Consider the following 22,938-nt stretch of genomic DNA (forward strand, 5'->3'; position numbering starts at 1 on the left):
GTGGCGCGGCCAGCAGCCCCATCACGGGGGATCTGTGCGACCGCTGCGCGGTCGACCATCACCTCAATGCCCTCCTTCATGGCTGCCGGGCCCCGCTGCCCAGCTGGCAGTCCTGCGCGAGGCCCTCATGGCCGCCGAGCACCCGCGGACCGTCCTGACCTGGCTGCGAACCTCGGCCTCCGCGCGCCTTCTGCATGAGACCGCTGCGTGCGGCCGGCTCCTCACCCATGTCGACCTCGACATCGTGGCCGGATCGGGACGCGGTGCCGCCCAGAGCACGGACTACCTCCGCAGTCTCCTGGTCGCCTTCGGTGTCCTGCCTCCACGCGACGAACATCTCGCGGCCATCGAGCGCCACCTCGCCCGCACGCTCACCCGGCATCCGGAGTACGCCATGCTCCTAGGCCCGTATGTCCGCTGGTCGGTGATGCCCCGGGCCCGTCGCAGGGCCACCCGCTCCGCCAGCACCCGCGGCCGCGCACGGTGGGCGTACACCCGCATCAACACGGCCGTCGCCCTTCTGGAGCATCTCGCCTCGCTCGACCTCACCTTGCGCGACGCTACCCAGCTGGAGATTGAACGGTGGCTCGCCGCCGGTCCCAGCACCCGATACGAGGTGCGGGACTTCCTGGTCTGGACGGCCCGGCGCGGCCACAGCGACGACCTACTGGTTCCTCACCGGGGCAAGGCCGAACCAGAGGGAATCGACGAGGACACCCACTGGGACCTCCTCCAGCAGTGCCTCCACGACGAGGACCTCCCCCTGGACGTGCGGGCGGCTGGATGCCTGCTCCTGCTGTTCGGCCAGCACCTCACCCACATCATCACCCTCACCACCGGGCACCTCGACCACCAGGACAGCCACCAGACCATCCGCCTCGACAGCACCCCCATCCGCCTCCCGCAGCCCCTCGCCACCCTTCTCACCCGACTGATCGACCAGCAGCCCAGGCAGGGATGGAGCGGCAACACGCCCGGCACCTGGCTCTTTCCCGGCAGCCTGCCGGGCACCCACCGCTCCGCCAGCTCCCTCGCCCGAGCCTTGACCAGACACGGCATCCCCATCCGTGCCTCCCGCGCGACAGCCCTGGTCAAGCTCGCCGAAGAGATGCCGCCCGCAGTCCTGGCCCCGCTCCTCGGGCTCCACGTCATCACCGCGCTGCAATGGCGCCGTCGAGCGGCAACCGACTGGACCGCTTACCTCCAGGCCCGCCAGCGCGGGCTCGCGGACAGATGACCGCCGTCCGGGCCGTGATCGTTGCTGGCCTCGGTCATCCCGGTCTCGCAGGCAACGTGAGAGGGGAAGCCGCTTCAGCCAGCTCCGGTGCGGGCAGAGGCAATGCAGCATGCTGCTAGCGCAGCACTGGGCAGTTGGCAGCCTCGTACTCGTCCGCGATGGTGAAGACGCTGGCACACCTCGGGCACTCGGCTTTGCCGAAGAGATGCGCGATTCCCTCAGCGAGTGCGACTTCCCCATCGCGGACAGCAATCTCGTACATCCACCGGCCGACGCCCGTGAGCTCCTCGCCGGGTCTCGGCTGCAGATCACGCCGGTTCACGTCACCCAGGTTCCAGTCCCGGATCGCCGAGTAGCACCCGTAGGCGCCGATGGCAACGGTCACCTCCACACCGCAGTGAGGGCACCGCAGGTCGTAGAAGTCGTCCGCGAAGTCCCCCAGGACGTTGGCCCAGTGGTACTGCTCCTCGACCGCGAGCAGAGCGCGGAAGGTAACCAGGTAGTCGGATGGCCGCGACTGCAGGTGCCGGTCCAGGAGGGCACCGAACTTGGCAATCACGTCGGCGCTCTCAGCCAGCAGTTCGTCACTGCCATGGTGGCCGGCCGCACGCTCCATGATCTCGCCTGCCAGGTGGCGTGCCTCCCGACTCCTCGATGCGAGGCGCACCAGTCGGGGGAGGGCAGCGATACTGGCGGGCGACACCAGGTCATGCTCGAGGATCAGCCGGTGTCCCAGCTCCGTCCACGCTTCGGAGTCGTACTCGCGCTCCACCCGAGCGAGAAGCTCAGGGACGCGATCTACGTCAAAGTGACAGTCGTGCATCTGTGCCCAGTTCACCACCCAGGCATTGAACCGTCCCGCGGGCTTCGAGTCGACTTCGGACCCCAACGGCTTCCCGAGAGCCATCCACAACTTGATGCCTGGCTTCGTGAGGTGCGCTGCCTGTTCTCCCGGATACCAACGTCGTCGCCCAGGGGAGTCGTACCGCCATCAGGGGAATACCGCACGCTTCGAATGCCGCTCCCCGCCAACAGGGGCCTCCGCCTGGACCGCGAAGCGCCGCGAGGCCTATGCCAACGACCTCGCCGCCCCGACCTCGCTGATCGCGGTCACCGCGAAGTCCAACCGGTCCAAGGCCGACAAGGACCCGGGCGAGTGGCTGCCCCCGACCGCGACGTACCACTGCGCGTACGTCACCGGATGGGTCGAGACGAAGCTCCGATGGTCCCTTGCCGCCGATGACCGCGAGCGCGAAGCGCTTCTCGGGCTCGCCGAGGACTGCCCCGGAGCCACCGTCGCCTATGAGACCGTCCCCTTCACCACGACGAAGTAGCCGGGCTCCCGCCCCTGCCTACAGCGGCACGGCCAGCCGCGACCCGATACGGAAACGGAGCTCCACGGCGGCCTGACGGATCTCCTCGGGGTGCCCGGCGTCGTCGAGCACCCCGAGGAGCACCATCACAGCCCGAGCTTCGTCCCCGCTGATCAGCTTCAGGCGCTGCTCGGTGGCCGAGTCGAGGAGCACGTCCAGCAAGTCGTCGTCCATACCCGGAACAACGCCGCCCCGGCCCGGCCGTCACAGATTTGACGGGGGCCCTGGTGGGCGAGGTTGTCATACCGAAGCGCTTCCCTGTCGCGGCGAGGCGTCGGCCTGACCAGTAGCGTCGTCGAGCGCGTACACGTTCTGTCGTCGCTGCCGATGTAGAGATCCCGGCCGCCCCGCCAGTCTGCGCCGCCAACGGCTGGTGGAACCCGAGCACGACGAAGTCCCCGTCGGCACCGGACCGGTGGGGGCTTGCTGGTGATGTCGTCGCGGACGGTCAACTGCGGGTGGACCACCATGCGAATGCCGCGCCGCCGACGGGGCGGCTCGCATCAGCCGACCCGCCCGAGGGTTTGCTACTTCGGCATCACAGCCCGCAGGACGCTCGGGATATCGGCCGGGTCCACGAGCACGAGCGCGACGGCACCCAGGACGAGCACGGGCAGCGTGCGAGCAGCCGTCGCGAGAACGGCGGGCACGTCCGGAGTGGCCGCGCGGTACAGGGCGTACACGGCGAGGCCCGCCAGGACGAGGGTTCCTAGCAGGGTCAGGAACAGAGGGTTCACGGTCGTGATCCGTTCTACGGTGCCGGCACACCCGGCTTCACGCCTTCGCCCTCGAAACCGGGCCCAAGACAGTACGGGCGTCGGGCGATCTGCATCACAGCTCATCGGGCGTTGGGTCTGGTCTTTCCCCTCTGGCTCCCGTCGCGTGCCCTTGCGTGACCGGGACGTTGATGCGGTGGGGCTTCATGGCGCTCCGGTGGTCGAACTCGGCGACGAACCGGCTGCGACCGGAGAGCGTTAGGCGCTGGCTACTCGGGCCGCTGTGGGTAGGCCGCCGCGCCCCCGCGACCGCCTGTTTCATAGGTGGTCACCGTTGCAACACGGCGCTGCGGGGTCGCCCACCTGCAGCGATCAAGTTTCATGAGGCGTTGCAAACGGTGGGTCGTCTGAAGTACCCGTGAACGGGCGGCGGTCTTTGGGGACGGCTGGCCGCACGCACCGCCGTTCGCGGCCGGCCATCCCAGATCAGCCTGTGATGCGATCCTCCTCCTGCTCAGCGGGACGCGATGATGCCCGTCGGCGGGCAATCCAGGCGCCGATCGTGAGGACGAGCCCGGCGCCCAGGCTGCCGAGGAACTCGGGCAATGCCGCCCAGGCCAGTGCGAGCGCAGTGTTCACGCGACATCCGCCAGGGGCCGCCGACGTCGGTGTTCGAGGCCGAGTCGCCGGAGCTTGCGCATCACGCGCTCGCCAGCCTGAGGCGGCAACCCGGCGGTACTCGCGGCTTCGGCCCAGGATCCGCCGCCGAGCGCGAAGGCGTGGACGATGCGCCGCTCGTCCTCCTTGAGTCGGCCGAGGACGGCGCAGGCGTCGCCCCGATCCGGGGACCAGGTCAGGGCCTCGTCCTCGATCCGGTACGCCCCGCCAATCAGGTCGTGGAGGGTCTCCCCAGATGGGAACTGGTAGTCCAGCATCCACACCCTGCCGGGGCCAGACTTGCGCTGCCACAGCGGCATCAGATCGCGGTGCACTGCGCGCGCCTCCCGCCGCAGATGGTGCAGCTCGACCCCATCGGCGGGTGGACCTGCGCCAAGGGCATCGATCCAATCGCCGAGCAGCGCGGTCGAGACCGCCTCCAGCCATTCCCCATCCGTACGGGAGATGCCCAGGTACGTCCGCGCGAAGGAGGCGACGGCAGGCTTCCAGTCGTCCACCCCCTCAGACTCCAAGATCGCGCGGCGAGCGCACAGAGCAGCGGCCACCGCCGACTCGGCCTCGGCCCGGACAGCGGGGTCGCTGGCGCCGGCCCGCACGAGGAAAAGCATCAGCATGCGGCCGACGAGGATCGCCAACAGGCGCACCACCGGCCGAGGAGGACACGACTGGAGGAGGTTGTCGGCGCTCAGCTGGCGTGCCTGCCGCTGGATCGGGCCGACTTCGGCGACGGAAGTAGCGATATAGCTGAGCCACGCCCGTCCCTGTGTAGGCAGGGGGTAGGGGTAGAACACGTCCCCTCGATTCGGCTTGGTGCGCGGAGCCCGTACGACGCAGCGCTGTGGGGTGCTGTCGATGCCGAGGACCAGGAAGCCGCGAGTCAGGTCGAAGTTTCCATGGACGGTCGCTTCCCAGAGCCCCCCACCGAAGGTGGTGTTGTAGGGACCGCCGAACTCCATGTGGCTCATCATCTGCTGCTCCCTGCTGCTTGGTGTCCAGCCTTCACTGCTCGGGCCCGGCGCGGCAGCGGAGTGTCAAAAAATCTTGGGACAGAAAAAAGTGAGCTCGTTGTTGGTAATGACGGCTATTCGGGAGGGGTGAGTAGGCCTCTCTTGAGACAGTCGTGACATGCGGGCGGGTTGGGTAGGTTGCAGGATGATGGCGTTGCGGCACGGATCTCCGTGTAGCCGCTTAGCCTGCGGTCCATGAATCTGGATGCTGAACTGAGCGCGCTGGCAGCGCAAGAGGATCTCCCCTCCGACCTGGTGTGGCGTCTGCTCCGGCATCCGGCGGCCCGCCGCTCGATGGCGCTGCGGCGCCGGGACCTGACCGAGCGGCTGATCGAAGAGATCATTAAACTCGGCTCCGCACGTTCCCTCGCGGCCAACACCTCCGTGCCCGCAGACGTCAGGGCTCACCTGGCGGAGCACCCGGAACCGTCGGTCCGGTGCGGAGTCGCCGCGAGTGTCGCGGACGAGCCGCCGGGGTTGCTGGCCCGCTTGGCGGATGATCCGGATCCCTCCGTGCGGTCGTTTCTCGCGATGAACGATCGCCTGTCGCCGGAACTGCTGGCCCGCCTGGCCTCAGACCCAGAGTCCAGTGTGCGGTCGTCGATCATCCAGCACTGGCGCGATGCCCCGGACTGGGTGCGTAGGGCTCTGCTGACGGATGCCGATCCCAACGTCCGTAGGGACAGTGCCTCGGCCTACTCCCCGCCGGCGGACCTGCTGCCAGGTCTGCTCGCTGACCCTGTAACCCGTGCCGCCTCTGTCCCATACGCAGCCCCATCGCTGGACCTGGCTACCGACCCGGATTCCGCCGTGCGCGAGGCCATCGCCGCCCATCCGGATCTGCCTGCCGACCTGCGTGATCTGCTGGCAGAAGACCCGGACATCTTCGTCCGCAACGCGATCGCGGCCCGCCCGGACACCCCGCTGGCTCTGCGTGAGCGGATCTTGGCCAGCGTGGAGACCGACAGCCCCCTCGCGGAGTGGATCCTGTCGTCCCGCCGCAACCCACACACATGTCCCTCACCAGCACCGGCCCCGCCGATTCTCACCCGAGAACAGGCAGAAATGCTCCTAGCCAGGGCTGACTTGTAGGCATGACTGGCAGGTAGCCGAAGAGGGCCAAGACCCCGGCCTTCGACGGGCGCACACGGCGTCAGCGGATGAAAGGACAACTGAACATGGCGCACATCGAGCAGAACGGCGAGCAGTCCGACCCCCTGGGGAAGGGCGAGCAGCCGGGATGCCGAGGTGCACACCGCAACGAGCGCTCTCCCCTCGACCTCATCTTGGCCATCCGATCAGTGACCTGCGAAAACGTGACCGCGATCCAACCAGCACTGCGCCTCCCCATTCCGCGCCATAGGGACCTGTGCTCCTCCCGGGTCCAACCGCCGGCTCGCTGAGGGCGGCACCTGCCGGTTTGAGGTGTGCCGCCCTTTGGCGGGCTGGACATGGAGCAGCTATCGATACAGCGCCAGCGGCTCGGCCGCGTACGTGCCGTCCGGCAGGAGCGCGTCGGTCAGCTCGAACCACTCCTCCTCCCCGGTGGGGCCGACCCAGGGGACCCGGGCGCCGGCTCCCTGCCTCGCCAGATGGTCTTCGTGTGTACGAGACCTGAGCATGGGCATGGTCTCCAGGCCGTCGGACGGGCCGACAGCGGGAGGGGACCATGAACACGTACCGCGAGGACAACGCAGAACAGCACGCCCGCAATGCGGTGATCGCAGACACTCCGGCTGAAGCCACCGGACAGGGTCTGGCTGCGATTGCGTTCGCCCTGCTGGAGGTCGCGCAGGCGATCCGCGAAGCCACGGCCGCCAAGGACTGCTGACGAGGGCGTCCACTGGCGCTCGGTAATGCTGGCGCAACGTGCGGGGCCAGACCGGTGCGCCAGGTCCGGCCTCGCACGTTTTGCGGCGGACGCTACCGGCCGTCGTACACCGATACTTTCTCCGCCGCGTGTGTGCCGTCCTGCAGAACTGCGTCGGTCAGCACGAACCGCTCCTTCGCCCCGGTAGGGCCCTTCCAGGTGACGCGGGTGCCGGCGGAACGGCTGCTGGGCAGGTGCACGGGCTGGCCGTCGGAGGCGCGGGCGCCGAGCAGGGTGTAGGTGCGGACCGGCTGTACGCCCGTGGCGGCCGGGGGGGTGCTGGAGACGACCGCAGTCTGGCGCCGGCGGAGCCGGTGCCAAGTGGCCGCGCCTACGAGGAGGGTGAGGCTGCCTAGGAATTCCGCGGTCCAGCCGGTGAGCACGTCGCTCAGCATGTCGTGTCCTCTTCTACGTCGTGGTGAGGGGCGGAGCATGGAGGGACGCCGGTGCTTGTGTCGCGTCCTGGGCAGCAGAGTGCGACGAGCGGGGGCAAGCCCCGCAAGTCCCGCCGGGTGGGCGCCGGTTCCTCATCAAAGCGCGTGAGATTGCCGTATGAGCCCACGAATGCAGAGCCTTACGCCGAATGGTGGGCGCCCCACCTCCTCCACGTCCTCCGGGACTTGCAGTGCGCGCACCCGTGTGTGCGTTGTAAGCCGCCACCTGCCTGGTCTGGTTCTTGATAAGTTGCCTTATCAAGAACCAGACCAGGCAGCGGAGAAGACGTGGGCGGAGCCGTCGCGAGGAGAGGATCTGGCGACGCCGGCAGCACAGCGGCCGGGATCAGCGGCACCCTAGCCTCGACCGCGCCCGCCGGGCCGGCCACGGTGGTCGGGCCCAGGCAGGAACTGTCAGCCGCCGCCCGCACTGCGATGGCCAAGGGCGTCCCAGCCCAGACCGCCCGCGGCTACGCCGGGGACTGGCAGCGCTTCGAGCAGTGGGCCGCCGAGAACGGGCTCCGCGCGATGCCCGCGAGCGCCGAGACGCTGACCGAGTACGTCGCCTGGCTCACCGTCACCCCGCGCCCGCGCACCGGCCGCCCGTACAAGCCCAGCTCCATCGACCGGGCGATGGCCTCCATCGCCGTCGCCCACCAGGCCGCCTCCCTCCCCCAGCCCGCCCAGACCGGCGCCCGGCTGGTCCTGCGCGGCTACGAGGCGGAGCTGAAGCAGACTAAGGACCCCCGGGGCAAGGTGCGCAAGGCCGGCGCCGCGACCCCGCGCGTGCTCCGGCAGATGATCGCCGCCACCGACACCGCCACCCTGATCGGAGCCCGCGACGCCGCTGCCCTCACCAATGGGTTCGCCCTCGCCGCCCGCTCCAGCGAGGCCGCCCTGCTCGACTGGGAAGACGTCGCCGAGGCCGACGAGGACCAGGGCCTGCTCTACGACCTCTACCGGCCGAAGGTCACCAACGACCAGCCACTCGACGTCCCCTACGGGAACTACGCCACCACCTGCCCGGTCCGCACCCTGCGCGCCTACCGCCAGGCCCTGCTCGACCACGAGCACGAGCCCACCGGTCCGCTGTTCGTCCGCATCGACCGCCACGGCCGCATCAACCCGCCGCTGCACCGAGGTGGCCGCCGCATCGGCGACCCGGCCGGCCGGATGACCGCCGAAGGCATCGGCGACATCGTCACCCGCGCCGCCCGCCGCGCCGGCCTGCTCCGCCCCGACCAGTTACTTCCCGAGGGCGCACCCCGCTGGACCGGCCACGCCCTGCGCCGCGGCTACGCCACCGCCATCCGCGAGGCCAAGAAAGACCAGCTGGAAGCCGCCCGCCACGGCGGATGGGTCGACGGCTCCCGCGCCTTCGCCGGATACCACGACCGGGCCGGCGTCTTCGACGAGGAGCTCAACCCGCTGTACGGCATCGGCCTGTAGATGCGGTCGGTCGCACCAACCACAGGTCGGTTCAGCTGACGGTGTCCTTGGAGCGCTCCTCCAAGCGCTTGAGGCGACGCGCCCACCGCCTGTGCCGCCACCGTAGACGGGCGCCCCGACGCAGTGTCGGCGTCGGAAAGCTCCGCGACCGACTGACGGGATAGGGCCCAACCAGCGAGGATGCGCTATGGCCAAATTCGAGGACCCCGGACGAACGAACACGGGCAGTCTCACTGAGATCAATGCATGGGCTCTGACATGGGACACCTATGACTCACGCCTGCATGACGAACACCCGATGCCTGCCCTGTACCCCGGGGCTCGGCATGTCAACTGGTGGGGCAGCGGACTGACTCTCGATGAGCTCCTCAGTCTCGCCCAGGTACACGGCATTCCCGTCGCCTGGGTCCCTAGCCAGGACATCCTGCGCAGTCTTGTCGATGCTGACAACAGCCACGAGGCCAAACTCGCCGTTCTCGCGGCCGAGGACGAGAGGATCTTGGCACAGTGCCGGGGAGTCCTGGCCGAGTGCACCGATGAATGGCTCAGCGGCGAAGTAGCAGCTGGTCTCAAGGCCTTGAGCGCCTACGCGGATGGCCATCATGAGGCAGCCGCATGCCTGGCTATCGCTGCACTCGAACAAATCCTCTACACCGTGAACGAGATCCCACCCGGCAAGAGGAAACACGGCACCCTGGCCAAGATCGGAGCCGCAGAGCCAGCTCGACTGCTTCCTGCGCGGCAGTACGTACGGGCTCCCCTGGCAACCCTCTACACCCCGTACTGGCCGGAGAGCGGCGATGCTCTGCCAGTTAACCTCTCACGCCACGCAGTCCTGCACCATGTGCCGCTTGACCACCTCAGCCAGGGACACTGCATCATCGCTGTGATGCTCCTGACCTCGGTGATCCGGCAATCGCAGGAACGGGTGGAGGACATTCGCTGGGACCTGCTCGTTCAGGCGTCGGATTGAGTCAGGCCGTTCCAGCAGGCGCAGGCTGAGCTGCAGCAGACCCTGGCCCCACACGAGGGGCGGCAGCCGCCAGGTCCTGGACGTCGGGCAGGCCTCAATCGCCCGGGCCCTGCACACAGCACGCCGCGCCCTGCTCGAAGGCCCCGAGAGCACCGCGATCCGCCACGCTCTGGACGACCTGATGGACCGCCATCTACTGCCGCTGGACGCCGAGCGCATCGCAGGCGAGCAACTCGACAGCGAGGTCGAGAGCACGCGCTCCCCCGAGGCCACCGCCTGGTGCCGCCGGGCCGTCGCCGAGTACATCGCCCCTACTCCCGACCCGGCCCCAGTTGGTGTCGAGGGATTCAAGGTCTTCCCGGGCAGCGACCAGGGGGATGCCGAGTAGAACTTCCTTCCCATCGTGCGGCGGCGCCGCCGAGAGTTCCGGAGGGGCCGCCGCACGGCTGCGAGACAGCAGAACGTTCAGCCACCGGCCGGGTAGCTCGTCAGCCGGCCGGTGTCCATAACCAGCCCGGCGTAGGCGTCCACAAGGAGTGGTGCGGCTTCGGGTTTGGTGGGCAAGTCCGTGCCGGTCCGTGCGTCCAGGGCGACGGGGCCGTTCACGCCGAGGCGTAGACCCGTCCGTGCCAGACCGCGGTCACCGTCGGCGCCTTGCGGCCCCCCTCGCCGTCCGTGATGGCCCACAGCAGCTGCCCGCTGGCCGGGTCCACTGTGACGACCGCGAAGGCGTGAGGACACACCAGCGTCTGGGCCTGGTCGTAGGTGCAGGTCACCGTGCCGAGCCCCGGGGGCATGTCGGCACGGAGCCGCCCGGTCTACACGTCCAGCAACTGGTCGGTCTTCGTGCCTCGGGCTTCCTGCCCGCGATGCGGAGCGTGGAGGGACCGGCTCCGTCCATGATCGCTGCGTACACCTTCGCCCCGCGCCACTTCTCGCTGCCGGTGGCGAGCTCGATCCCGACCGGGCTGGGGGTGCGGGGCTCGCCGTGGAGCAGGCCGGATACCGTCCCGGTGCTGACCTGGACAGCCTCCAGCCCATCCTTTCTCCACCGCAGGGCGTGGGATGCGGTGTCGATGCCGAACGACACGGCGTCGTCACCACCGACAACAGTGACCACGGCCGTACCGTCCTGCGCTCCCACGGCAGCGACTGTGCCCGAGTTGGCTCTGAGCGCCCACTCGGGCAGCTTGACGGCGGTCCGCCAGGTGGCCTTGTGCCGCAGCGCGCGGGCCTGCGTCACGGAGGTGAGCGGTGGGCAAGAGCCGCCGCCGCGGTGTTCGCCTCTTTGAGTGCCCCACATGCTCACCCAGCAGCCCTCCAGTGCGCGGCAACCTGAATGGTGCTCAGGGGACCGTGCTCGGAGCGAACTTGGCGATCACGTCGGCGCTCTCATCCAGCAGTTCGTCGCTGCCATGGTGGCTCGCCGCACGCTCCATGATCTCGCCGGCCAGGTGGCGTGCCTCCCTGTTCCCCGATGCGAGGCGCCCAGCAAGGGCAGGGCAGCGAGCTGGCGGGCGACAGCAGGTCATGCTCGAGGATCAGCCGGTGTCCCAGCTCCGTCCACGCTTCCGAGTCGTACTCACGCTCCACCCGAGCGAGAAGCCGTCCCGCGAGCTTCGAGTCGACTCTGGACCCCAACGCCTTCCCGAGAGACATCGTCAACTTGATGCCTGGCTTCGTGGGGTGTGCGCTCCCGACCCTCCCAGACACCGGCGTCGTCGCAGGGGAGTCGTACCGACATCAGGGGAATACCCCACGCTTCGAATAGCGCTCCCCGCCAGCTGGCGGCAGTTCGTGGACCGACGCGATCCGCGCCCAGGTGGTCGGCCGCAGCACCGAGGACTTCATGCAGCGCCTGGCCGCCCGCATCGCCGCCGAAGCCCGCCGCCCCTCCCGTATCCAATACGCCTCGGTGGCGATCGGCGATCCCGGTCCGCAACCGTACGGCGAGGAGCCGGCCGAGCTCACCCAGCTCGCCCCGCCCCCCACCGGACCCGCCCCCCACACCCTCCGCCCCGGCAACAGCACCCGGCCCCGCACCCGCCGCGGCGGGCGGCGCCGACCTGAGCCGATCATCACCACAGACCCCGACGCCGGCCAGTACATGGCCTTCGGATACGTCACCCAGCTGTGCACCACCATCCTGCGCTCCGCAGAAATCGACACCCTCACCGCGTTCGCGGCCGACTACGACGAGGCCGGCGCCCGTACCTTCGGATGCCTCCTCTACAGCCTCGACAAACGAGAGTCCGCTCTCTACTGGTGGCGCTTCGCCGCCGGCGCCGGCGACCCCCTCGCAGCCCATCTCCTGGCCGCCCACCACGCCGCGATCGGCCCCACCACCGAAGCCCGCGCCTGGCGCGCGATCGCCCAGATGCTCGCCTTCACCCCCGAACGCGACGTCCCCGAACCCGTCCGTCACCGCACCGAACTCGCTGAGGGCTTCGCCCGCGAACTCCCCATCCGCGAAGAAATGCACCTGTTCATGCGCTACCCAAACCTGCCCCAAGCCCTCGTAGCCCAGTAATCCCTTTCCCCGCACGGGTGCCGATCGGCTCCGGGCCGACCGGCACGTGAAAGGCACACCCGTCGTGAACGACATCATCGAGAACGGGGTCGCCGGCCTCACGGTCGCCGCCGTCATCTGGATCGCCGGCCGCCTGTGGGCACGCTGGCACCGAAAGGAGCAAAGCGACTGATCACCCGACTCCCGCGAGAGTCGGGGTCCCAGTCCCGCAGATGGGCAGCTCCGGCAGCTCGCCGCCCATCCCGCCCGTGATCAAGGATTGAGGCTGTTACGGGGCCTTGAACCCGTTTGGCGCAGGGGCGGCGGGTGGGATGGGGCCCGGTTGCGGGTGGGGTGGGGCGCTGCGGTCCGTGTGCCTTCAGGGCGCGTGGTGGAGGGGTTACGTTCGAGGGTCAACGTGGTCTTGACCCGTGCCCTGTGCAGCGGAGGGTCACAGAAATGTCGGCATTGGGCAACACCGGCCGTTTTCATGTCTTTCGGGTGTGGTGGGGGTCCAGAGTGTGGTTTCTCGGCAGCACGCCGGGAACTGTTCGAAGTCCTCCCGGCTTGCACGAGGCCGGGCCGGACTGCCCGTTGAAGGAGCCTTTCCTATGTCTGCTTCTCTCCTCACCCGCCGCACCCTCGCCGGCCTTCTGGCCGCCGGAGCCCTGATCGCCGCCGCGGCGGTGCCGGCCGCTGCCGACGACGACCACCGGCGCGACCGCGACCACCGCGGCCCGCACACATCCTCCCTCGTCATCGGTGACGTCGAGAACGCCGGCCGCGGCCGCGACAACCGCGCCCTGAACAGCGAATGGGTCGAGGTCAAGAACACCGGCCGCCACAGCGTGCAGCTGCGCGGCTTCACCCTCACCGACAAGCAGGGCAACCGCTACCGCTTCAACGACTTCCGCCTAGAGGGCCGATCCAGCGTCAAGGTCCACACCGGCCACGGCCGCGACACCCACCGTGACCTCTACCAGGACCGACGCCACCAGATCTGGGACGAGCGCGACACCGCGACCCTCCGAGACAACCGCGGCAACGTCATCGACACCGAGTCCTGGGGCCGTCGCGGACGCCACCACCACAGTCACTGACCCCATCAAGCGCCACACCCGTCCAGGGTGTGACCTGCCGGCTACCGCACCAACAGGCGTGCCACGGCAAACCAGCCGCGGCACGCCCATGCGCTACGCCGCGCTCGCCGCGCACTGCGTGGACTAGCAGCGAGCCCAAGACCGTGCGCGCCTCAATGTCGGACTACCGCCTCTACACCGCCCGCCTGGCTCTGGCCGACCCGCCGCCCACCCGCCGGCGGCAGCCCATGGCCGCATCGGACCTCGACCAGCCGCCTTAGGCTGGCCCTGGCGTTGCTCCACCTGCAGCTGGAGAAGGAGGAATGGGACATCCCGCGCGTCCCGCTGTGCTACGACCGCGCTGTCCTCGCCTCCACCATGCTTGCCGACCAACTGCGCACTGCCCGGCGAACCGGCCGCGCCATGTACGAGCTCACCGCGCACCAGCAGGCCGCGATGCCTGAGCAGCTCCTCGTACCGTTTCGTGACGCCGAGTCGGACCACCCGGGACGACGAGCCGAAGTCGGTGCTCGACCTGACGGCAGTGTGGGCCCTGCAGAAATCCCGCACCGACCAGGAGCGCTTCAGTACACCGCCGAGCAGGTGTGTTACCTCGCGGACTCCGTCACCGAGATGGTCGACAGGCAGTTCCCGAGGACGACCAGGGGGCTTGCCTGCCGACACCCAAGGCCACTTCGAGAACGGGACCCCGGGTGCCACTCCAGCCACTGGCCGACGTCCACGAGGCGTTGAGCAACTTGGCAGCGGCGAGGGCGTCTGCTCGGCGGCGGCCAGGGTCTCTCGTGCCCCTACACGTGGAGTCCCAACCTCTTCCGATGCCCTTACAGAGTTCCTCTCGGACTCGGGTTGAACTCTGCGGCACAAAAGGAGCCTCACTCTGTTGGCTGCTTCTCTTACTCGTTTGGACCATTGAGGGCGAAAAGCAGCGATGAGTCCAGGGCCCGACTCCACCTACCCCCGAAGCGTGAATATGCCCAGGTCACGGTCCTAGTTGAGGTGTCCAGATCACCTCCGATGGCTTTCTCTCGACCTACGACACAGACACTCAGAGACCGCTCTGGGCGTCGAAGTGAGTACCTGCATGGTAAAAATTGAACGCACGCAGCCAAAGCGCCATCCCGCGCCCCGTAGTCTAAGGAAGAAAAATGACCCATCGTTCACTGCGAGACTTGCTCGGCGAAATCGACACCGACAAAGTCCGCATCGACGAGCATGGCCGTATTCGAGGCAGTGACCCGCAGATCGAGGCTCGGCTGAACGAGTTGAGGGAACTCCTCGATGTGGGAAGGTTGGCAGTTATGGACGAAGGTAACGGAACCATGTGTCATTGCACTGTGCCCCCGCCGCCGCCGCCCATTCAGTCGGGGTGCGCGATCCAGTGACTGATGACACTGCCATCTCTGGCATCCCAGACGAGGAAGTCCTCACAGCCTTCAGCGATGAGATTTTGCATCTAATTCTGCTTCCCACAGAACAGTGCAACTTCCGCTGTGTTTATTGCTATGAGGACTTCAGCGTAGGCACAATGAAGGAGCCAGTGGTTGCGGGTGTAAAGCGACTTTTGGAACGCAGAATCCCGACCCTCCGGCAGCTCCATATCGGCTGGTTCGGTGGGGAGCCGTTGATCGCCCAAAAGGTGATCCAGGACATTTCTGAATCGGTGCTGGCGCTCACGAGGACGGCGCCTGGGATCACCTACACGAGCGAGGTAACAACCAACGCCTATCACCTCGATCCAGCTACCGCTCAGCGCCTGTACGACCTCAATATTCGACAATATCAAATTTCGCTTGATGGTCCTGAAGAAATTCACGACCAAACGCGCATCCAGCGCAACGGAGGTGGTTCGTTCCAGAAGATTTGGACCAATCTCCTTGGCCTTAAGGCCAGCTCCCTCGACATCAGAGTCACACTGCGGGTACATGTCACCCCAGCCAACTTGAACGCGATGCCAGAGTTTCTGTCCGAAATCCGCAAGGAGTTTCTACAGGACAGCAGATTTGTCGTCCTACTCAAGTCAGTAGGTCACTGGGGTGGCCCCAATGATGAAGAGTTCAATGTTCTAGGAGCATCCGAATCCCGTCAAGCGATCAGCGAGCTGGAAAAGCTGATTAACGGACAGGGGGGCGGTGCGGACAAAGTTTACCATCCAGGCAGCGTCTGTTACGCGTCCCGACCCAACTCGCTACTGATTCGAGCAACCGGTGAGGTTGGAAAGTGCACAGTAGCGTTGTCTGATCCCGCAAACAACATTGGCCGTCTTCTAGAGGATGGCACTCTCAAATTGAGGGAGGAGCGTCTGGGCCCCTGGCTTCGAGGATGGACCAAGGACTCTTCGAAGGTTCTTGGATGCCCACTTGTGGGGCTACCGAGATCTCAAGGTGAACCGGTGCTCATGCAGATCGGAGTCCGCCCCCCTGGCCTATCGAGGAGTGGCGATGCCAAAGTCGGTAAATGATTTCCTGTACCACTATGCGCGAATTCCGCGCACTCCTTTGGCGCCTTGGGCTGAGACGTTGGTCGAGTCTCTCAATAGGGGAGTTCTGTCGCAGTCTGACGAAGACGCGACGACGCTCTCCGCTCTTAATAATGCCGCTCTGGTCTTTGCCTATCTAGGGGACCTGGACAAGGCAAAGAGAGTGTGTGAATCACAACTCTTCTGGATCTCCTCTCAGACGGAAGGTCTTCCCCCGAAGCGGTCGGCCACTCTGCTTCATTTGGCTCTCGACCCCTGGGTTAACATGGGCCGACTGCTGGGATTTCAGGGGGACACAAAGGGTGCCCTGGCTCATTTTTCGGATATCCACTCGCTCGACTCAGGTGGTGAGGTTTCCCTTGGACCGTGCCGCCTCACTCCACAAATCTGGGAAGTGGTTCTAGAAAGATACCCAGACATGCAAGGACTTCCCCGTGCTGTCTACGTGATCGATTCCTTTAAGGCTTTCTTTCAGGCTCGAGATTCTCACGGCGCGCTTGAGTTCGCTGGGAGCCTCAAATGTGTCGAGCATGCCGGAATCCGCTCCTTGGTGGCTGATGGCGAATTGATTCCTAGCTCAGGGTTGCATTATCTGGTCAATGAGGCAATGATTATCGCGAAATCCCGGCTTGAGTGGCATGATGACATCCTTGTAAGCTCGAAAAATCTTCCAGCCGGTGTAGATATGTATTACCAGGCTGTAATGATGCTATATAGCATGAGAAGCCGCCTGATGCTGGGCCAGGAAGACGCGAGCCAGATTCGCAAGATGGCTCTTCTGGTAACCGGTGGTTCATTTGACTCAATTCCCTCTACGACAATGCTCCGATTCATCGAGCAGTTCGCCAACCTGCTTGAGGAGTCCGGGGAAAACGAACTCGCGCTTGGCGTCTACGTTAAGGGCCTCCGGCTGGCCCGGAGTATTAACGACCAGCTCTCCGAATGGTCCTTTCTCAGATCCTTGTTGCTACTCGATACCCGGTCCCAAGAGCAGCATAAATGGAAGGCTTCATACGAGCGGCTCACCACTGACTGCGAATATGGCCTTGTTCGTCGAGTCGAAGGCCTGGCCTCATCTGCCGGGCCAGGAAGCGTTTACGAACGGCTGCTAGAGGCGGTCGGCAACCTAACCCGCGCTCCGGCTATTCTGACGTAATTTGCCGCGCGGAGCGTGACCCATAGGATGAGTGCGTCACCCCTACAAATGCAGGCGTCACACAGGCGCATAATGCCTCCAGGTGGCAGTCGGCGACCCACGAGGAGTTTCAATGAGCAGCGGCCATCTGGCTCTGACGGCCTACTCGTTGAGGAGTCAGGCTATGCCGATTGGCGTTGCATCGCCAAATCGTGAATGGATGTCGGCGACTGATCACAGGTTCGCCAATCGCTGTTTGCCCCTCCTTTTGGCAAATCAGAGCGGCTGGGTCATCCACAACTCCGTATCCTTTCAGGCGAATTGGACTGGCGGGGCAGATAAAAAGTCACTAGTGATCACGTACGACAAGAGCGGACTCGCCCCGTCGGCCAGTAGCCATTTCGGCTCTGGCGTTATCACTTGGGATATTCCGTACCTATTCCGCACGCCATCTGGGTATAATTTGCTCGTCCGCGGCCCTGCCAATTGCCCTAAGGATGGGGTGTGCGCATTGGAGGGAGTTGTAGAGACGGACTGGACGGCTGCCACGTTTACTATGAACTGGAAAATCACGCGACCCTTCATGGATGTTTCCTTCGAAGAGGGCGAGCCAATCTGCATGATCGTGCCCCAGCGTCGTGGCGAGCTGGAGGAATTCCAGCCCGAGTTGCGAAGTCTAAAATCAAATCCTGAAGAGATGCGGCGCTGTAAAGCGTTTGCTGATTCCCGTCGGGCTTTTCTCGAGCAGCTTCCCTATCTTGGGCCCTCGGACGCGAAATGGCAGAAGAACTATTTCCGGGGCTGCGATGTGGAAAGTGACACACCTTCTCCGGACCATCAGACCCGGCTTCACCTCCGGGAGTTCGAGATGCCCGACCGTGACGGCCACGAATGCCAGCCGGAATGCAGCAGGCAGACGACAAAGACGTCATCTCATTTGGTGGTTCAGTAGAGGGCGCAGGGCGGTCTCGGCCACGCTGCGCTCCGGGCCCTCGCCACCGACCCGGACGGACATCGCAGACCTGAGGACGAAGAGGCTCGCAGAGCTGCGGATCCGGGCCGCCCTCGCAGGCCGGCCCGTCCGCTCCCGCGCCGTTGAGCCGACCGCCCCCACCCCCTGGCTCATGATCGTGTCCCCGGACGGGACCGTCACCGACGTCGCCGAGCACCCCGCCCCGCCGCACCTCGCCGTCGACACCACAGGATCGTCCGCGCCTCCTTCCGCCGAACTGGCCGCCCCCGAGCCAGCCGGCCTGCCGGTCCTGCCTGCCGTGGCGCCGGTCGCTCCCGTCCCCGAGATCCACCGAGAGGCATGGGCACGTCTGCGTGCCGCGTACGGCGCTGGGGACCTGCCCGCCGCTGTCGTCTGTGCCCTCAGGCTGGAGACGGCCCTGGAAGCCGAGTACGGCCCCCTCGACCCCCACACCGTCAACGCGCTGACGATTCGGGCATGGCTCACGCTCTGTCAGCGCACCGACCTGCACGGCACGGTGGAGCTCCTGATCGCCCCGTCCTGCGGCGCCAGGCCGCCAAGGTCCGCCCGAAGGCCGACACCGCACGCGCGGCCCGCAACGCGTGTGCGGTGTGGTCGCTGCTCCTGGACGAGGACCCGCAGGCCGCCCTCACCGTCGCTCCGTCCCTGGCGGACATGCTCGCATCCGGGGATGGGACAACCACCGCCGCGACGTCCTCGCCCGGACCGAGACCGCGGCGGCGCTCGCCGGGTAGGCCGGCGCCGGGGTGGGCCTTGACCGGACATCCGTCGGGGAGGAGTACCTCCTTGGGTGCGGTTTTGGCGCCGGGCCGTGTCACTGCGGCGCTCGGGGGCCTTGAGCGGGCATGAAGCTCTTTACGCACCCAGGTCTGGCGGCGGCCGCGCTGGCCGTGGCTGTTGGGGCCGCCCCCGTCACCGCGTCCCCGGCGGGCGCCGCGCCGCACTTCAAGTGCTCGAGCAGTACCAAGTCGATCGATGACGCCGCCTACTCCGGTCCGTGGCCGGACAACTGGGAGGTGACGGTGCAGGTGTGCGCGGTGCGTTCGGGGGCGACGGTGTCCGCGTATGCGGACGTCCGGTGGGACGGCCCCGGCTTCTACTCCACCACGGACGCGACGATGTTCGACGGTGCCAAGGTGCGCGTACAGATCAAGCAGGCACGGGAGGGCACCGACCCGGTGGTGGTGGAGAGGGACTTCGCGCTGAAGAGGCGGATGGAAGCGGCGACGTCGAGCGGGGACCGCAACGGGAGCTTGCGCACCCCGACGATCAGCCACCGGGCCGGCCCCGGCGCCCTGGGCGACGCGGTCCTGTACCTGGACTGGCGCAAGGACGGTCATGGCTACCGGGCCTACGACTACACCGGCTCCCCTCGGGTCTGAGGCGACACGGCCCGCGATCGGTGAGCGGCGCGGCGGCCGCCGGCATTGTCAGTGTTCGGCTCTAGGCTCCGGCCGTGGCTGATATCGAACTCACCGACGAACTGATCCTCCTGCAAAAGCACTCCGATACCGCGTGGGCGCGGTTGCAGGAGATCCAGGACCGCCACGGGCGGCCCCTCGGAGGAGGGCGGGTGGAGCGACGAGGCCCATGCGGAGTGGGATGCGGCCTTGGAGACCTGGCACGACCGGGCCGACGTCGTCCGCAAGGCCATCGCGGCGTGGCAAGCGGAAAGCAGCCAGAGCCGCATCGACATCGAGGGCCGGCTGAAGGCCGAGGTACGCGGGGGCAAGGGCCCCCAGGTGTGGCCCGAAGCGGGATAACGGCCAGGGGCCCGGCCTTGGGACCCGCCGCTTGCACGCTTTCGAACACATGAGCGACTATGAGTGTCATGGCTGGTCAGGCACCGCGCGGGCACGCCGCGCCTCCTCGGGCACGGACCGGGAATCTCCCCCCCGGTGCGCGTGCTGCTGCCTGACGGTGAGATCAGCGGTGGGCTGGTGCGCGGCTGGCATAGCCGTACCGCCTCCACGGGCCAGGATTTGGCGGCGGACCTGGTCGAGATGGACATCCCCGCCGGCCACGTCCGATCGCCGAGGCGATCGAAGCCCCGACGGTGGGAGCCGGCTGCACCATCACCGGGGGTGCGTGGCACTCCTACTACGACGACGCCCTCGTCTCCGGCCCGGCCGGGATCGACATCGACCACATGATCCCGCTCGCGGAACTCCACGACTCGGGAGGCTACGGCTGGACGACCGGGCGCCGCCGGTACGCGAACGACCTCGGCAGCGACGTGACCCTCGTTGGGGTTACAGCGCGTTCGAACCGGCAGAAGTCCGACCAGGATCCGGCCACGTGGATGCCGGCCCCGGCGGTGCACTGCCGGTACATCGGCGAGTGGGTGGCGACCAAACACCGGTGGGCGTTGTCGGTGGACCAGGCGGAGCGTGAGGCGCTGCTGCGGTACGCGGCCGGCTGCCCGAACGCGGTACTGGCCTTCGACCGGGCCGCCTGAGCCGGGCCCGACGTCCTTCGGTACGGACATCTACGCGGGCCGCCACAGCAGTGGCGGCCCGCGCAGTCCTGAGTCAGAGGTCTTCAGGCAGGAGCCGAAAGTGCGTGTGCGTGGAGAGGGGGACCACTGACCGAAAGTCGCGGAAGTCGGTGGTCAGGATCATGTCGGTGTCGTACTGCGCGGCCAGCGTCATGGACACGGCGTCCGAGAGATCGAGCTGTAGACCCTTGTAGCGGGCGCGGATGTTGGCTGCGCCGGCGAGGGTGGCCGCGGTGACGGTGGGGATGATGTAGCGGCCGGAGACGACGTTGACTCGGAAGTCTTCGGCAATCTCCACAGATGCCTCATAGCCGAACTCTTTGCGTGCCATGTGGTCGACTTCGTCCAGGACCAGCGGCGATATTACGAGTGCGCCGGCGGAATCGAGTACCTTCATGCAGGCCTCGCTACGCGGGTGCGTTTCGTCGTAGGCGTGGATGATGGCGCAAGTGTCCGCCACGATGATCACCCCGGCCATCAGGCCTTGCCCCGTTCAGCCTTCTCAGCCTCGGCGGTCAGGTACTCCCGGAACTGGTCCACCCAGGCCGGTTCGGTCATCTTCTTGGGCAGTTCTGTGTGGGCAAGCCAGGTGACGACCATGGTCCGTGCGGCGTCGGCGTCGCGGGCGTGTTGGAGCCGGTGGGCGAGGTAGACGGCATAGTCGGCTGCTGCCGTCTGATGGGTGCGGATGTCGGGATCGGCCCTGGACGTCGGTTGTTCGTCCAGGACCTGGTGGTTTAGTTCGGTATCCGCGATCACCGCTGCCACGTTGCCCCACATGAGGGTCAGAGCCGCCTTCTCCGGGGTAGCTTCCTCCTCCTGGAAGTCGGGGCGCCTGAGGACGCGGTCCAGGTTCTCGCGGACGCGTGCGAAGGTGGGCGACAGCATCGCACTCGTCACAGTCGGCGCCAGCAGCAGTGGCAGCGTTTCGGAGTTGGAGGGAGCGGCATCGGCTGCGACGGCGTCACGCACATCCTCAGTCGTGACGTCCTTACCGGATCCGCGGAACCGGCGGCGGATTGCCGGTGCATCCCAGGTGCGGACAGAGGCGGCAGCCAGGCGGATACCGCGTCGGATCAGCTCAGCCTCGGAGACTCCGAGACGCTCGGCTCCCTTCTTGATGGCTTCAAGGTCGTCGGGGTCCGCGTAGACGTTGGTGCGCTTCATCTGCTTTTCGGACATGTACCAACCCTACACACGTTGTGTCGTTGGCGGTAGACACCGCAGGGGCTGCAGCCGCCAGGATGCGGGCCATGTCGGCAGCGGGTACATCACGGGCCTTTGAGGTGCTGGGTCGGCGGGCTGACACTGCGCGGTGATGGTCGGGGGAGCGTAGCTGGCCCTTGTCCGGCCGCCGGTTCCGATCGGCGGCCGGACCGCCCGGCGTGATGCAGGCGGGAGCGGGCTGGTGGGTGTGGTGCGAGGCTGGAACAGAGGGGGGCGGGTGAACGGAGGTCTGCCGGATGCGTCCCATCTGGTCCGGCGCGATCAGCTTCGGCCTGGTCACTTCTCTGAACTTCGCTGCTCGTGAACCTCGTTGGCCGTAGTCGCGAATGATCAAGGTGGTGAGATGACTCGGCGGAGTGGCTGCTGGCCCCGCTCCCCCCTTGATCCCCGCAGCTGAGTCTGACTAGGTTTGCCGCCGACAACGGACGATCAAGCAGGTGGGGCGTATGGCGGGTCTGGACGAACTGGTGCAACTGTTCGGCCTGCCAGCGGCCCGAGAGACATCCCCGGACGACTGGTCCGAGGTCGAGAACCATCTCGGCTCGGCGCTACCGGGCGACTTCAAGGCATTCCTTGACGCCTATGGAACCGGCGCGATCTGCGGAGAGCTGGTGGTCTTCCACCCCCTAGGGTCCAGCCCGCTGCTGATCCTTGAGCCGGCAGACCTGGACGAACTGGCAGACTGCGGTGAGATCGGTCCGGTCGAGCCGAAATCTGAACCGTTCTGATCCGGCTGCCTCCCGGGGCCTGCCGCTCTGGAGCGCGTGATGAGGTGCTTCACCGGCCACGCCTCAGCATCGGCATCGGCATCGGGAGGTCGACCGCCGCGCTCACGGCGCTTCTGGCCAGCAGGGAGAGCTTGTTTTCAGCGCCGGCCAGGCTGACTCGAAGCCCCTCGACCTCACCGAGCCAGCCTTCGCGCACGGCCTCGGCGATTCGGACCGATGCCACTCCACCCCCACGCCGTTCAGGAACCGCCACCACCGCAGCAGGTCCATCCCATACGAGCGGATCGTCGACGGCGGCCGCGAACATGCCTGCAGCTCGGCGAAGAACGCGGACACCGGCTCCACCACCGCGCCCGTGGCATCCAGCAGCACGTACGGCTGGGCCGGGTTCGCCATCTCCACCAGAGCGCCGGTCTGAGGTAGCACGAAGCTGATCAGATCCCGAGGGGGATCACCCGTCTCAAGCATGACCGGAAGCTAGCAGAAACCACATCTGACCTGCGATTATCCGGAAACTAGTTCAGTCAACACCACC

At 66.8% G+C, this 22,938-nt stretch carries 28 protein-coding genes; 17 read left to right on the forward strand and 11 right to left on the reverse strand.

The window, feature by feature from the left end:
- Window positions 1-127 precede the first annotated feature (127 nt).
- Window positions 128-1,237: a hypothetical protein gene (locus tag ABZY57_RS04500; RefSeq protein ID WP_356508037.1), complete on the forward strand. Its 1,110-nt coding sequence runs from the start codon at window positions 128-130 to the stop codon at window positions 1,235-1,237.
- Window positions 1,238-1,352: 115 nt separating this feature from the next.
- Here ABZY57_RS04500 and ABZY57_RS04505 read toward each other — a convergent pair whose 3' ends face one another.
- Window positions 1,353-2,144 carry a hypothetical protein gene (locus ABZY57_RS04505; protein ID WP_356508039.1) on the reverse strand — a complete coding sequence of 264 codons (792 nt, stop codon included), beginning with the start codon at window positions 2,142-2,144 and terminating at the stop codon, window positions 1,353-1,355.
- A gap of 10 nt (window positions 2,145-2,154) precedes the next feature.
- Here ABZY57_RS04505 and ABZY57_RS04510 point away from each other — a divergent pair, with 10 nt between their 5' ends.
- Window positions 2,155-2,571, forward strand: coding sequence for a DUF1524 domain-containing protein (locus ABZY57_RS04510; protein ID WP_356508041.1), 417 nt, complete (start codon window positions 2,155-2,157; stop codon window positions 2,569-2,571).
- Window positions 2,572-2,589: 18 nt separating this feature from the next.
- On the opposite strand, the gene ABZY57_RS04515 is transcribed toward ABZY57_RS04510, so the two are convergent.
- The 4 genes from ABZY57_RS04515 to ABZY57_RS04530 form a co-directional block, all read right to left on the reverse strand.
- Window positions 2,590-2,784, reverse strand: coding sequence for a hypothetical protein (locus ABZY57_RS04515; protein ID WP_356508043.1), 195 nt, complete (start codon window positions 2,782-2,784; stop codon window positions 2,590-2,592).
- 353 nt (window positions 2,785-3,137) lie between these two features.
- A complete protein-coding gene (locus tag ABZY57_RS04520; RefSeq protein WP_356508045.1) occupies window positions 3,138-3,347 on the reverse strand; it encodes a hypothetical protein in 210 nt (69 codons plus the stop codon).
- Between the two features lie 465 nt (window positions 3,348-3,812).
- A complete protein-coding gene (locus ABZY57_RS04525) occupies window positions 3,813-3,965 on the reverse strand; it encodes a hypothetical protein (RefSeq protein WP_356508047.1) in 153 nt (50 codons plus the stop codon).
- Window positions 3,962-4,960 (reverse strand): hypothetical protein, encoded by a 999-nt coding sequence (locus ABZY57_RS04530; RefSeq protein WP_356508049.1) that lies wholly within the window; start codon window positions 4,958-4,960, stop codon window positions 3,962-3,964. Before ABZY57_RS04530 ends, ABZY57_RS04525 begins: the two co-directional genes overlap by 4 nt.
- A gap of 246 nt (window positions 4,961-5,206) precedes the next feature.
- Between ABZY57_RS04530 and ABZY57_RS04535 the strand changes: the two genes are divergently transcribed.
- Window positions 5,207-6,103, forward strand: coding sequence for a hypothetical protein (locus ABZY57_RS04535; RefSeq protein WP_356508051.1), 897 nt, complete (start codon window positions 5,207-5,209; stop codon window positions 6,101-6,103).
- 368 nt (window positions 6,104-6,471) lie between these two features.
- On the opposite strand, the gene ABZY57_RS04540 is transcribed toward ABZY57_RS04535, so the two are convergent.
- Window positions 6,472-6,633, reverse strand: a complete 162-nt coding sequence (locus ABZY57_RS04540; protein ID WP_356508053.1) for a hypothetical protein — start codon at window positions 6,631-6,633, stop codon at window positions 6,472-6,474.
- Between the two features lie 47 nt (window positions 6,634-6,680).
- Here ABZY57_RS04540 and ABZY57_RS04545 point away from each other — a divergent pair, with 47 nt between their 5' ends.
- The gene (locus ABZY57_RS04545) at window positions 6,681-6,842 is read left to right on the forward strand and encodes a hypothetical protein (protein ID WP_356508055.1); all 162 of its coding nucleotides are present in this window, start codon (window positions 6,681-6,683) and stop codon (window positions 6,840-6,842) included.
- 92 nt (window positions 6,843-6,934) lie between these two features.
- Here ABZY57_RS04545 and ABZY57_RS04550 read toward each other — a convergent pair whose 3' ends face one another.
- Window positions 6,935-7,276, reverse strand: a complete 342-nt coding sequence (locus tag ABZY57_RS04550) for a hypothetical protein (RefSeq protein WP_356508057.1) — start codon at window positions 7,274-7,276, stop codon at window positions 6,935-6,937.
- A 474-nt stretch (window positions 7,277-7,750) separates the two neighbouring features.
- On the opposite strand from ABZY57_RS04550, the gene ABZY57_RS04555 reads away from it, so the two are divergent.
- The 3 genes from ABZY57_RS04555 to ABZY57_RS04565 all read left to right on the forward strand — a co-directional run bounded on the left by ABZY57_RS04555 (window position 7,751) and on the right by ABZY57_RS04565 (window position 10,125).
- Complete coding sequence (locus tag ABZY57_RS04555) at window positions 7,751-8,764, forward strand: integrase (protein ID WP_356508059.1); 1,014 nt, start codon at window positions 7,751-7,753, stop codon at window positions 8,762-8,764.
- 187 nt (window positions 8,765-8,951) lie between these two features.
- On the forward strand, window positions 8,952-9,737 hold the full coding sequence (locus tag ABZY57_RS04560; RefSeq protein WP_356508061.1) for a hypothetical protein: 786 nt from the start codon (window positions 8,952-8,954) through the stop codon (window positions 9,735-9,737).
- A 181-nt stretch (window positions 9,738-9,918) separates the two neighbouring features.
- The gene (locus ABZY57_RS04565) at window positions 9,919-10,125 is read left to right on the forward strand and encodes a hypothetical protein (protein WP_356508063.1); all 207 of its coding nucleotides are present in this window, start codon (window positions 9,919-9,921) and stop codon (window positions 10,123-10,125) included.
- 214 nt (window positions 10,126-10,339) lie between these two features.
- Here the strand turns inward: ABZY57_RS04565 and ABZY57_RS04570 are convergent, their stop codons facing one another.
- Complete coding sequence (locus tag ABZY57_RS04570; RefSeq protein WP_356508065.1) at window positions 10,340-10,534, reverse strand: hypothetical protein; 195 nt, start codon at window positions 10,532-10,534, stop codon at window positions 10,340-10,342.
- 1,025 nt (window positions 10,535-11,559) lie between these two features.
- Here ABZY57_RS04570 and ABZY57_RS04575 point away from each other — a divergent pair.
- The 9 genes from ABZY57_RS04575 (at window position 11,560) to ABZY57_RS04615 (ending at window position 20,409) form a co-directional block, all read left to right on the forward strand.
- Window positions 11,560-12,267: a hypothetical protein gene (locus ABZY57_RS04575; RefSeq protein ID WP_356508067.1), complete on the forward strand. Its 708-nt coding sequence runs from the start codon at window positions 11,560-11,562 to the stop codon at window positions 12,265-12,267.
- 590 nt (window positions 12,268-12,857) lie between these two features.
- Entirely contained in the window at window positions 12,858-13,346 is a 489-nt protein-coding gene (locus tag ABZY57_RS04580) for a lamin tail domain-containing protein (protein ID WP_356508069.1), read from the forward strand.
- Between the two features lie 1,145 nt (window positions 13,347-14,491).
- A complete protein-coding gene (locus ABZY57_RS04585; RefSeq protein WP_356508071.1) occupies window positions 14,492-14,728 on the forward strand; it encodes a hypothetical protein in 237 nt (78 codons plus the stop codon).
- Complete coding sequence (locus tag ABZY57_RS04590; RefSeq protein WP_356508073.1) at window positions 14,725-15,804, forward strand: radical SAM protein; 1,080 nt, start codon at window positions 14,725-14,727, stop codon at window positions 15,802-15,804. Before ABZY57_RS04585 ends, ABZY57_RS04590 begins: the two co-directional genes overlap by 4 nt.
- Complete coding sequence (locus ABZY57_RS04595) at window positions 15,785-16,978, forward strand: hypothetical protein (protein ID WP_356508075.1); 1,194 nt, start codon at window positions 15,785-15,787, stop codon at window positions 16,976-16,978. The genes ABZY57_RS04590 and ABZY57_RS04595 overlap by 20 nt, the downstream gene beginning before the upstream one ends.
- 112 nt (window positions 16,979-17,090) lie before the next feature.
- A complete protein-coding gene (locus ABZY57_RS04600; RefSeq protein WP_356508077.1) occupies window positions 17,091-17,909 on the forward strand; it encodes a DUF6065 family protein in 819 nt (272 codons plus the stop codon).
- Between the two features lie 887 nt (window positions 17,910-18,796).
- Window positions 18,797-19,333: a hypothetical protein gene (locus ABZY57_RS04605; RefSeq protein ID WP_356508079.1), complete on the forward strand. Its 537-nt coding sequence runs from the start codon at window positions 18,797-18,799 to the stop codon at window positions 19,331-19,333.
- A 228-nt stretch (window positions 19,334-19,561) separates the two neighbouring features.
- Window positions 19,562-19,714: a hypothetical protein gene (locus ABZY57_RS04610; protein WP_356508081.1), complete on the forward strand. Its 153-nt coding sequence runs from the start codon at window positions 19,562-19,564 to the stop codon at window positions 19,712-19,714.
- 293 nt (window positions 19,715-20,007) lie between these two features.
- Window positions 20,008-20,409, forward strand: coding sequence for a DUF1524 domain-containing protein (locus ABZY57_RS04615; RefSeq protein WP_356508083.1), 402 nt, complete (start codon window positions 20,008-20,010; stop codon window positions 20,407-20,409).
- 73 nt (window positions 20,410-20,482) lie between these two features.
- Here the strand turns inward: ABZY57_RS04615 and ABZY57_RS04620 are convergent, their stop codons facing one another.
- Both ABZY57_RS04620 and ABZY57_RS04625 read right to left on the reverse strand, forming a co-directional pair.
- The gene (locus ABZY57_RS04620) at window positions 20,483-20,926 is read right to left on the reverse strand and encodes a PIN domain-containing protein (RefSeq protein WP_356508085.1); all 444 of its coding nucleotides are present in this window, start codon (window positions 20,924-20,926) and stop codon (window positions 20,483-20,485) included.
- Complete coding sequence (locus tag ABZY57_RS04625) at window positions 20,926-21,630, reverse strand: CopG family transcriptional regulator (protein WP_356508087.1); 705 nt, start codon at window positions 21,628-21,630, stop codon at window positions 20,926-20,928. Before ABZY57_RS04625 ends, ABZY57_RS04620 begins: the two co-directional genes overlap by 1 nt.
- 491 nt (window positions 21,631-22,121) lie before the next feature.
- Between ABZY57_RS04625 and ABZY57_RS04630 the strand changes: the two genes are divergently transcribed.
- Window positions 22,122-22,403: a hypothetical protein gene (locus tag ABZY57_RS04630; RefSeq protein WP_356508089.1), complete on the forward strand. Its 282-nt coding sequence runs from the start codon at window positions 22,122-22,124 to the stop codon at window positions 22,401-22,403.
- A 102-nt stretch (window positions 22,404-22,505) separates the two neighbouring features.
- On the opposite strand, the gene ABZY57_RS04635 is transcribed toward ABZY57_RS04630, so the two are convergent.
- Window positions 22,506-22,871, reverse strand: a complete 366-nt coding sequence (locus ABZY57_RS04635; protein ID WP_356508091.1) for an integrase — start codon at window positions 22,869-22,871, stop codon at window positions 22,506-22,508.
- Between the last annotated feature and the right edge of the window lie 67 nt (window positions 22,872-22,938).

Origin of the sequence: Streptomyces sp. NPDC006450 (assembly GCF_040612195.1) — a bacterium.
Classification (GTDB): Bacteria; Actinomycetota; Actinomycetes; order Streptomycetales; family Streptomycetaceae; genus Streptomyces.